Source organism: Mycobacterium sp. (genome assembly GCF_035499775.1).
Classification (GTDB): Bacteria; Actinomycetota; Actinomycetes; order Mycobacteriales; family Mycobacteriaceae; genus Mycobacterium.
The window spans coordinates 1-3,128 of the sequence record NZ_DATJYB010000105.1 but is presented as its reverse complement, the minus strand read 5'-3'; the positions used below and the strand labels follow the sequence as shown (position 1 = coordinate 3,128).

Annotated in this window: 5 protein-coding genes; 1 reads left to right on the top strand and 4 read right to left on the bottom strand. The window is 63.6% G+C overall.

Annotated elements, in window-relative coordinates:
* Nucleotides 1-644: LLM class flavin-dependent oxidoreductase (locus VML93_RS07330; RefSeq protein ID WP_325609162.1), on the top strand; the 644-nt coding region annotated here is incomplete at its 5' end.
* A gap of 177 nt (nt 645-821) precedes the next feature.
* Here VML93_RS07330 and VML93_RS07325 read toward each other — a convergent pair.
* From VML93_RS07325 to VML93_RS07310, 4 genes are all read right to left on the bottom strand, one after another.
* Complete coding sequence (locus tag VML93_RS07325) at nt 822-1,526, bottom strand: cation transporter (RefSeq protein ID WP_325609160.1); 705 nt, start codon at nt 1,524-1,526, stop codon at nt 822-824.
* Nucleotides 1,523-1,897: a metalloregulator ArsR/SmtB family transcription factor gene (locus VML93_RS07320; protein WP_325609158.1), complete on the bottom strand. Its 375-nt coding sequence runs from the start codon at nt 1,895-1,897 to the stop codon at nt 1,523-1,525. The genes VML93_RS07325 and VML93_RS07320 overlap by 4 nt, the downstream gene beginning before the upstream one ends.
* Nucleotides 1,898-2,005: 108 nt before the next feature.
* Nucleotides 2,006-2,749 (bottom strand): SDR family NAD(P)-dependent oxidoreductase, encoded by a 744-nt coding sequence (locus VML93_RS07315; RefSeq protein WP_325609156.1) that lies wholly within the window; start codon nt 2,747-2,749, stop codon nt 2,006-2,008.
* 1 nt (nt 2,750) lies between these two features.
* Nucleotides 2,751-3,128: SDR family NAD(P)-dependent oxidoreductase (locus tag VML93_RS07310; RefSeq protein ID WP_325609154.1), on the bottom strand; the 378-nt coding region annotated here is incomplete at its 5' end.

Genomic DNA, 3,128 nt, shown 5'->3' with positions numbered 1-3,128 from the left:
TCGGTCCCTCACATGAGCCGCTCATCCGCGATGTGTACGGGCTGTCCTATGAGCACCCTGGACGAAACACCGAGGAATACCTTCGAATCCTCACTGCGCTGCTGCGCGGCCAGGATGTCGATTTCGACGGCGACGACTGGTCGGTCCACACGCAGGGACGTGGCGCGAAACCACAACAGCCAGTGCCGGTCTTGCTCGCAGCGCTGGGTCCGCGGTTACTCCGCGTTGCAGGTGAGCTGGGCGATGGAGTCGTGTTGTGGATGGCGACGCCACGAGCGATCGCCACCCACGTCGTCCCGAAATTACACGCCGCCGCAGCAGCGGCCGGTCGGCAAGCACCCCGTGTCGTGGCGGGGTTGCCCGTGGCCGTCCACGATGACGAAGCCGAGGCGCGAGCGGCAGCCACGGCAACCTCGGGCATGTACTCGGGCATGACCAACTATCAACGCATTCTGGCGCTCGGTGGTGCGGCCGATCCCGCCGAGGCCGCCGTGGTCGGAAACGAACGATCTGTGCGTGCCCAGCTGCAATCGCTACTTGATGCCGGTGCCACCGATATCTGGGCAGCAGTGTTTCCCGTTGGTGCAGACAAACGTAAGTCGATGCGGCGAACCACTGATTTGTTGCGCGAACTGGTGTCATAACAAAGGAGCAGGCGATGCCGATCACCATTAATACGATTGCGCCCTCGCAATGTCAGATCGAGGTGGCCCCGGCGTGACGGCTTGAATTGGCCCCGCCTGTCAGCGGTCGGTTTGTTTTCCCTGTCAGACGGCCACTTGGGAATCCCCAACGGCGGCCAGATATTCCCGGGGCGGGGGTTAGCAGGCGCAACAGTCGTCGCCGCGCCAGGATTGGATGCCTTCCCAAACCGCGGCGGCAGCGATGCCCAGTCCGATAAGCGGGTCGAGCCACCAGCCGCCGGGCCAGCTGGCGGTGATCGCGAGGCCGGTTAGGACTGCGGCGGCCTGCGCAGCGCATAGGTAGTTTTGGGTGCCTTCGCCAGCGGTGGCGGTCGAGCCCAGCCGTGTGCCGAGTTTGTGTTTGGCGCGGCCAAGGATCGGCATGGCGAGCAGCGCGACAGCTGTAAGCACGATGCCGATCACGGTGGGTTCGGCGCGGTGCTGGCCTAGCAGGTGATGGATGGATTCGGCGGCGATGTAGGGGGCCAGAAGCCAAAACGACACCGCAACCCCGCGTTGGGCACGCCGTTCGGCGGTCTCGGATAGCATGCGCGAGCCGGTGAATCGCCAGATCACGATCACGCTGGCCAGGCCCTCGACCGCGCTGCCCAGCGCCCACCCGGTCAGGGCGATCGAGCCGACGATCATGCCTTGCCAGAGCCCGACCACACCCTCGGTGAGCATCCAGACCAGGCTGGCCCAGGACAGCCGCCGCGCCCACTGGGCTGCGCGGTGCCAGTGCGCGTCGGGTGCATGCGGCCTGGACCGTGCGGACAGGGTTGCCTCGCAGCAGATGTGGTCATCGATTGCAGCGTGGTTTGTCGGGGGGTCGGCGGCGGTCATCGGGCGCTCTCCGGTGCGCCATTGTCAATGCCATAGTTCGGGCACAACGCCACCGCTTGACCGGTGGCCTCCAACACCGTCTCGGCGCAGGTGAGCACATCGACCAGCGCAGGTTGACTCAGCCGGAACAGGGAGGCGCGCCCCACCGGATCGGAGGCCACCAGGCCACAGTCTCGAAGGCAGGCAAGGTGTTTCGACACGGTGGACTGCGCCAAACCGACAGCCTCGACAAGGTCGACCACCCGCGCCGGCCCCGCTGCCAATCGTCGCACGATAGCCAATCGAGTCGGATCACCCAGAGAACGAAACAACGCCGCAGCCGAAGCCAGCTCCACCCGCGCCATCTCACCCGTCATCGCAGTCATCGCCATACGACGATGTTATCGTCATATCTCACCCGATCACCATGATGTCTAGCTTGCTGGGCGTTCCTGGGGGAAGAACCTGTCGCCGGTTCCTCCTGAAGCCGATGGCTGACCTCAGATCACTGCGCCACCGTTGACACCGATGACCTGGCCGGTGATGTAGCTCGCCGAGTCTGAGCATAAGAAGGCGCAGATCGCCGCAATGTCCTCGCCGGTGCCCAATCGCCCCGCCGGGATGGCCCTGGCCAGGATCTCGCTCGGTGGGAGCTTTTTGGCGCGTTGAGCCTCCCGCAACATCGGGGTATCAACCGTGAAGGGCGGAACGGTATTGACTGTGATGCCTTTGGCAGCGTATTCCAACGCAACAGTTTTCGACAATGCGATGACTCCGCCTTTGGATGCGGAGTAATGGCCTTGTCGTACAGAACCCGTCTGCCCGGCCGCTGACGAGATCGTAACGACGCGGCCCCACTGTGCTGCGACCATGTCTGGAAGAGCGGCTTGCAGGCATAGGAATGTGCCAGTGAGATTGACCGCCAGGTACCTGTTCCACTCATCGAATTTTATCTCGTCGAAGCGGGTGAAACCGGCAACCGCCGCGCTCGTGACCAGGATGTCGATGGGACCGAGGTTATCCCTCACAATCCCGAACGCCTTCGATACGGCAGCGGGATCAGATACGTCAACCTGCACCCCGATCGCCGTTGCTCCCATGCCCGTAAGATCAGACGAAACCTTCTCGGCAGCTTCGGCGTTGATGTCGAGCACTGCGACCCGCCGCCCATCGCGTGCCAAATACTCTGAAATCGTTTGTCCCAGGCCGGATCCACCCCCGGTGACTACTGCGAGTCGCGTCATTTCAAATTCCTGCCGGCCCTGGGCCGCCGTGCATGAACAGTGTCTGGCCCGAACAGAAGCTGGACGCGTCAGACGCGAAGAACAACACGCCATAACCGATCTCATCAGGTTCGCCCAGGCGCCCCGAGGCGTTAGTCATTCCGATTGCCTCGGGATCGAGTCCGTACCGTGCCGCGTCGTCGATGAGCGTCGCGGCTCGAACCGCACCGACAGCGATGGTATTGACGCGGAGCCCCTTTCCTGTCCACGCGGCGGCCATCGAGGCGGTGAGGTTATTCACCGCTGCCTTGGCAGCACCATAGGGCGCAGCCTGCGGCATGCCTACCAGGCTTGCTCCCGAAGAGATGTTGACGATCGCTCCCTTGCCCTGCTCGAGCAT